Source organism: Rhodococcus sp. R1101, from assembly GCF_000278445.1.
Lineage (GTDB): Bacteria > Actinomycetota > Actinomycetes > Mycobacteriales > Mycobacteriaceae > Rhodococcus > Rhodococcus gordoniae.
This window is the reverse complement of sequence record NZ_AJVB01000010.1, coordinates 25,389-31,470: the sequence shown is the minus strand read 5'-3', so window position 1 is coordinate 31,470 and position 6,082 is coordinate 25,389. Positions and strand designations below refer to the sequence as shown.

The following is a 6,082-nucleotide window of genomic DNA, read 5'->3' as shown; positions in this document are numbered from 1 at the left end:
GAAGTGATGCTCGCGGTCGAGCACCTCGACTGGGCGGCCAAGAACGCGAAGAAGGTTCTGAAGCCGCGCAAGGTGCCCTCGGGTCTCGCCGGCTTCAATCAGGCCGCGACCCTCGAGTACAAGCCGCTCGGTGTCATCGGCGTGATCGGTCCGTGGAACTACCCGGTGTACACGCCCATGGGTTCGATCGCCTACTCGCTGGCCGCCGGTAACGCCGTCGTATTCAAGCCGAGCGAGCTCACCCCCGGCGTCGCGAAGTGGCTCGAGGACAAGTGGAACTCGATCGCTCCCACTCAGCCCGTCTTCCAGGTGATCACCGGTCTCGGTGAGACGGGTTCGGCGCTCGTGCGTTCGGGTGTCGACAAGGTCGCGTTCACCGGTTCCGGCCCCACCGCCCGCAAGGTCATGGCGGTGTGCGCCGAATCGCTCACCCCGCTCGTCGCCGAGTGCGGCGGCAAGGACGCGATGATCGTCGCAGCCGATGCGAACATCGACGAGGCCGTCGAGTTCGCGGCGTTCGGTGCCTTCGGCAATGCCGGCCAGACCTGTGCGGGTGTCGAGCGCATCTACGTCGAGGAGCCCGTCTACCGCGAGTTCCTCGACAAGCTCACTGCCACCGTCGAACGCGCGAAGCCGGGCGGCGACGAGAACTCGACCTACGGCCCCATGACGCTTCCCCGCCAGGTCGACATCGTCCGCAGCCACATCCAGGACGCTCTGTCGTCCGGCGGCAAGGCCGTCCTCGGCGGACTCGAGTCGGTGCAGGAGCGCATCGTCGAACCCGTCATCCTCACCGACGTGCCCGAGACCTCGGCCGCGGTACGCGAGGAAACCTTCGGCCCGACGGTCGTCGTCAACAGGGTCCGCGATCTCGACGAGGCCGTCGAGCGCGCCAACGGCACGAACTACGGCCTCGGAGCGTCGATCTTCACGCGCGACAAGAAGAAGGGCCGCCGGCTCGCCGAGCGCCTGCGCAACGGCATGGTGTCGGTCAACTCGGTTCTCGGTTTCGCCGCCATCGCGTCGCTGCCCTTCGGCGGCATCGGCGAGTCCGGCTTCGGCCGCATCCACGGCGCCGACGGCCTGCGTGAGTTCAGCCGTCCCAAGTCCGTCACGGTGGCGAGGTTCGGCTCGCCGCTCGAGCTCATGAGCCTCGAACGCCCGGAGCGCCACCTGAAGATCGCGAAGATCATGCTCGAGTACATGCACGGAAGGTGAGCCGATGACGACCACTCCCCCGCGCACTCGCAGCCGGAAGGCCGCCGTCGTCGCACATCCCGAGGCACGCGTCGAGAAGGCCGGTACGTTCCCGCCTCCGAACAGGGATCCGCGCCCCAAACGTGGACGGAGGGGCTGGGTCGAGGTGATCGACGGACTCGATCCGGTCACCCACCACCAGGACATCGTGCGGATCACCGCCGGCTACGAGTTCCCGTGGGACTACCAGCGGTCGCTGGAGTTCGCCCTGTTCCGCACGTACTGCGTGCCGAGCATCTCGGAGCTGCTCGCCCGCACCGGCGAGTTCGAGAAACGGCCGCAGAAGCGGTACGACGACACGGCGCTGCTCATGGCCGAGCTGGTCGAGCACGGTTACGACGCCGAGCGGGGACGCGAGTCGCTGCGCAACATCAACCGGATGCACGGCAAGTACTCGATCGACAACGACGACATGTTGTACGTGCTGTCGACCTTCGCGTACGACCCGCTCGACTGGATCGACCGTTACGGGTGGCGTCGTCTGCATCCGAAGGAGCGCCTGGCGTCGTTCTACTTCTACCGCCAGGTGGGCATCCGGATGGGCATCAAGGACATCCCGGAGTCGTTCCAGGAATTCCACCGGTTCAAGCTCGAGTACGAACGCGAGAGGTTCACCTACAGCGACGACAATCACGCCATCGGCACGTACACGCTGCGCCTGTTCCAGTCGTGGTACCCGAAGGTGCTGAACAAGGGCATCGAGAAGGTCGTCTTCGCGCTGATCGACGACCGCATGGCGTCGGCTTTCGGTTTCCCCGCGAGCTCGCCGCAGCTGACGGAGCTCGCCGAGGGCGCACTGCGGGCACGGTCGGCATTCGTACGGCGACTGCCGAAGCGACGTGTGTCGCTGTCGGCAGGCAATGCCGCGAACCGGACGTATCCGGGCTACCCCCTCGGCTACCGCCCGAGCGACCTCGGCGTCGAACACTGAATCCGGGCGAACACTCGATCCGGTCGAATACCGAGACCTGGGGACAGGAGGGGCGGCCCCGCATTCCGGTTTCGCGACCGGGGTACGGGGCCGTAACCGTCGCGGAGGAAGCCGGAGCGACTCAAGTCGTGACGGAACGCAGGGACTGCTTCGAGGGGAGCGCGAAACCCGAGACGAAGACCACCACGGCGCAGCCGGCGCACACGAGATAAGCGATCACGAAGCCCGCGGTGCCGATGCCGAGCCCACCGCCGACGGTGTGGGCCGCGAGCACCGATGCGACCACCGCGCTGCACACGGTGCTGCCCACGGTGCGGAGCAGGACGTTGACGCCGTTCGCCGCCGCGTTCTGCGACAGGGGCACCGCACCGAGCAGGAGCACCGGAAGCGTGCAGTACACGAGCGATGTGCCGATGGCCGCGACGAAGATCGCGGCCACCACGACCCACAGCGGTTTTCCGGGCACCGCGTGGACGCTGTAGCCGGCGAGCAGGAAGACCGCTCCCGTCATGATCGTGATCTTGGGCCCGAAACGCTCGGTGATCCGGGAGGCCACGATCGCGAAGATCATCATCGCGAAGCTTGCGGCGAGCTGGCATGCCGCCGCCTGGAGGATGGTCAGGTCGTATCCGGCTCCGTGTGCGGACGACGCCTGCAGCAGCTGGGTGGTGATGAGGGTGTTGCCGTAGAAGGCGAACCCGACGAGCAGCGCCGACAGGTGTGGTGCGAGGACGGAGCGGCGGGCCGAGACGCGGAGGTCGACGAGGGGGTTGCGGTTGCGTAACTGCTGCGCGCCCCACCAGCACGAACAGCAGTACCGCCGCGGCGAACGAGAGCAGCACCGCAGGACTCGTCCAGCCCCATGTGCTGCCTTGGGTGATGGGCACGAGCAGGCACACGAGAGCGGCGGACAGGCCGGCGGCGCCCACTGCGTCGAAACGGCCTCCGGTGCGGCTGCTCGACTCCGGGATGACGAGCCACGCCGCGAGGGCCACACCGGCCCCGATGGCGGCGGTGATCCAGAAGAGCAGGTGCCAGTCGGCGAACTGGACGATGGCGGCCGCGAACGGGATGCCGACCGCGGTGCCGATGCCGAGGGTGGAGCTGAGGATCGCGATGGAGCGCTCCACCCGATCGCGGGGCATGACTTCCCGGAGGATCGCCATGCCGATGGGCAGTACGGCTGCGCCGGCACCCTGCAGGCCGCGGGCGAGAATGAGCAGTCCGATGTCGGAGGTCAGCGCGCAGATCAGCGAGCCGAGGGTCATGAGCGAGAACGCGACGAGCAGCATGCGCTTCTTGCCGATCATGTCGGCGAGGCGCCCGAAGATGGGCGTCATCACCGCACCGACCAGCAGTGTGCTCGTCACCAGCCACGACACTGCGGTGGGTCCGGCGCCGGTGAAGCCCGGCATGCTCGGCAGGAGGGGCACCATGACGGTCTGCATGATGGCCTGGAAGACGGCTCCCACCGCGAGGACCGGGAAGACGAGGTGCCCCAGGTCGCGTCGCTTCTCCGCAGCTCCCGAGGCCGGGCGCGTCGGGGCGGAGGTGGCCCTGCCCGGTACGTGCAGGCGCAGAGGGAGCGAAATCGACATGACGTCCCTCCTCACCGAATAGGTAAATAGCCATTCACCACATTAGGTGAACGGCTATTTACCCTCAAGAGAGGTGACCAAAATCATTTCAGCCGCTAAGAACTGTCTCCGTCGAGCAGTCGCTGCACCAGCGGCGCGTACAGCGCCACCACTTCCTCGACCGTGCCGGTCGCGCGTTCCTGCATCATGCGGCGCCGCATGATCGCCAAACCCATCACCGCCGACATCGCCAGCTCGGCCCGGAGGCGGGCGTCCTGGCCCGGAAGCCGCGCGGCGAGGGCATCGATCATCTGCGTGGAGTAGTTGTCGCGGAGCATGCGGTTGCTTTCCTCACTGCTGCCCCCGCTCATGAAGAGGATGTTCATCGACAACGGCTTGTAGGGCTCGAGCGGGCGGGCGAGCATCGCGACCATCCTCTCCCCCAGGCTCTCGAGCGGACCGTCGAACAGCACCTGCGCGCCGTACTGGAAGTCGACGAGTTCCTCGTACAGTTGCTCCTTCGAGCCGAAGTACTTGATGATCAGCGGTGCGCTGACCCCCGCGTCCTCCGCGATGTCCTTGAGCGTGATGTCGCGATAGGGGCGCGTCGCGAACGCCTTCCCCGCGGCATCGATGATCAACTGCCTGGTCTCGTCGGAAGTCCGGCGGCGCTTCTCGGGCTCTCCCCGACGCGATGCCTCCGTGCCGCGCACGGTCACATCGCCCGCCTCCCCGACAGTGCTCGTCCCAGCGTCAGCTCGTCGGCGAACTCGAGGTCGCCACCCATCGGCAGACCCGAGGCGAGGCGTGTGACGCTCAGCCCCGGGAAGTCGCGCAGCATCCGCACCAGATAGGTGGCCGTCGCCTCGCCCTCCGTGTTGGGGTCGGTCGCGATGATCACCTCGGAGACGTCGACGCCGTCCTCCTGATTGCCGATCCGGGTGAGCAGTTCGCGGATGTGCAGCTGGTCGGGGCCGACGCCGTTGAGCGGGTCGAGTGCACCACCGAGGACGTGATAGCGCCCCCGGAACTCCCGGGTGCGTTCGATCGCCTGCACGTCCTTGGGTTCCTCGACCACGCAGATCACCGTGCGGTCGCGGCGAGGATCGGAGCAGATGCGGCAACGCTGCTGGTCCGAGACGGTGCCGCAGACCTCGCAGAACTGGACACCGTCGCGGATCCGCTGGAGCGCCGCCTGCAGGCGGTCGATCTCGGGCGGCTCGACCGAAAGCAGGTGGAACGCGATGCGCTGGGCACTCTTCGGACCGACGCCCGGAAGCTTGCCCAGCTCGTCGATGAGGTCCTGTACCGGTCCTTCGTACAACGCCGGCCTCTAGAAGCCGGGGAGGCCGGGGATTCCGCCGCCGAGCCCACCCGCGAGCGGACCGAGCTTCTCGGCCGCGATGTCCTGGGCCTTCGCCGAGGCATCGGCGATCGCACCGACCACGAGATCCTGCAGGGTCTCGACGTCGTCGGGATCGACGACCTTCGGATCGATCTTCACGGACACGACCTCGCCCGTGCCCTTCACCGTTGCAGTGACGAGACCACCGCCGGCCTGGCCGGTGACCTCCGCCTGCGCCATCTCGTTCTGCGCAGCGACGAGCTGCTGCTGCATCTGCTGGGCCTGGGCGAGGAGTTGCTGCATGTCGGGCATTCCACCACCGGGTTGCACGGCACGTCCTTTCTGAAGTGTGTACGCCAGCCTAGTCCCGGCGCATCGTGGTCGGCACGGACGCCGAGATCGACGAAACCGAGGTCAGTCGACTTCCTTCTTCAGGTTCTCGAGCACCTGCTGCTGGATCTTCCGCAGGCCGAGCGGCGCGAAGGTCTTCTCGAAGAAGCCCTTGACGCCTCCGGCACCCTTCCACTGCGTGAGCACGACGACCGTCGAACCCGTCCCGTTCGGCACGACGCTGTAGGTCGTCACGAGCGTGGAGTTCGCGTCGGTCTCCGTGACGGTACTGCCCTTCACCGACACGGTGGCCTGCACGTCGCGCTGACGCTTCTCCGTGGCCTGGAGGATCCAGTGCACGACCGTGCCGTCGCCGCGACCGCCGGAGATCACGCGGTAGTCGCGGTAGTGCTCGGTGAGGATGCGCGGACGGACCGTCTCGTAATCGGCGAGTGCGGTGAGTACCGCCTCGGGGGCGGCCGCCACCTGGATCGAACTGCTTGCGCTGACCTGTGCCATGAACGACTCCTTCTTCTTCGTGCGTGCTCGAATGTGCCTGTGACGACTGCATCCATCCTGCCTTCCGCCTTTCGGGACGGATGCGACCGCCGGGTCTATTGTGGACGTGCTACCGATGCGCCG

General features: G+C 67.1%; 6 protein-coding genes and 1 pseudogene. 2 read left to right on the top strand and 5 right to left on the bottom strand.

Going from position 1 to position 6,082, the window contains the following annotated elements:
• Both R1101_RS0102085 and R1101_RS0102080 read left to right on the top strand, forming a co-directional pair.
• A partial coding sequence (locus R1101_RS0102085; RefSeq protein ID WP_016931834.1) for an aldehyde dehydrogenase family protein occupies positions 1-1,218 on the top strand: 1,218 nt, incomplete at its 5' end.
• Positions 1,219-1,222: 4 nt separating this feature from the next.
• Positions 1,223-2,188: an oxygenase MpaB family protein gene (locus R1101_RS0102080; RefSeq protein ID WP_016931833.1), complete on the top strand. Its 966-nt coding sequence runs from the start codon at positions 1,223-1,225 to the stop codon at positions 2,186-2,188.
• A gap of 121 nt (positions 2,189-2,309) precedes the next feature.
• Here the strand turns inward: R1101_RS0102080 and R1101_RS25695 are convergent.
• The 5 genes and pseudogenes from R1101_RS25695 to R1101_RS0102045 form a co-directional block, all read right to left on the bottom strand.
• Positions 2,310-3,786: pseudogene (locus R1101_RS25695) on the bottom strand (MFS transporter).
• A 95-nt stretch (positions 3,787-3,881) separates the two neighbouring features.
• Positions 3,882-4,484, bottom strand: coding sequence for a TetR/AcrR family transcriptional regulator (locus R1101_RS0102060; RefSeq protein WP_016931829.1), 603 nt, complete (start codon positions 4,482-4,484; stop codon positions 3,882-3,884).
• Positions 4,481-5,089, bottom strand: a complete 609-nt coding sequence (gene recR, locus R1101_RS0102055) for a recombination mediator RecR (protein ID WP_016693177.1) — start codon at positions 5,087-5,089, stop codon at positions 4,481-4,483. Before recR ends, R1101_RS0102060 begins: the two co-directional genes overlap by 4 nt.
• A 9-nt stretch (positions 5,090-5,098) precedes the next feature.
• Positions 5,099-5,422, bottom strand: coding sequence for a YbaB/EbfC family nucleoid-associated protein (locus R1101_RS0102050; RefSeq protein ID WP_016931828.1), 324 nt, complete (start codon positions 5,420-5,422; stop codon positions 5,099-5,101).
• Positions 5,423-5,524: 102 nt separating this feature from the next.
• Positions 5,525-5,959, bottom strand: a complete 435-nt coding sequence (locus tag R1101_RS0102045; protein ID WP_016931827.1) for an SRPBCC family protein — start codon at positions 5,957-5,959, stop codon at positions 5,525-5,527.
• Positions 5,960-6,082 lie beyond the last annotated feature (123 nt).

What these genes read in the sequence shown, in the direction of transcription:
- R1101_RS0102045 (WP_016931827.1), bottom strand. Translation starts at nt 5,959, where the DNA reads ATGGCACAGGTCAGCGCAAGCAGTTCGATCCAGGTGGCGGCCGCCCCC.
- R1101_RS0102050 (WP_016931828.1), bottom strand. Translation starts at nt 5,422, where the DNA reads ATGCCCGACATGCAGCAACTCCTCGCCCAGGCCCAGCAGATGCAGCAG.
- R1101_RS0102080 (WP_016931833.1), top strand. Translation starts at nt 1,223, where the DNA reads ATGACGACCACTCCCCCGCGCACTCGCAGCCGGAAGGCCGCCGTCGTC.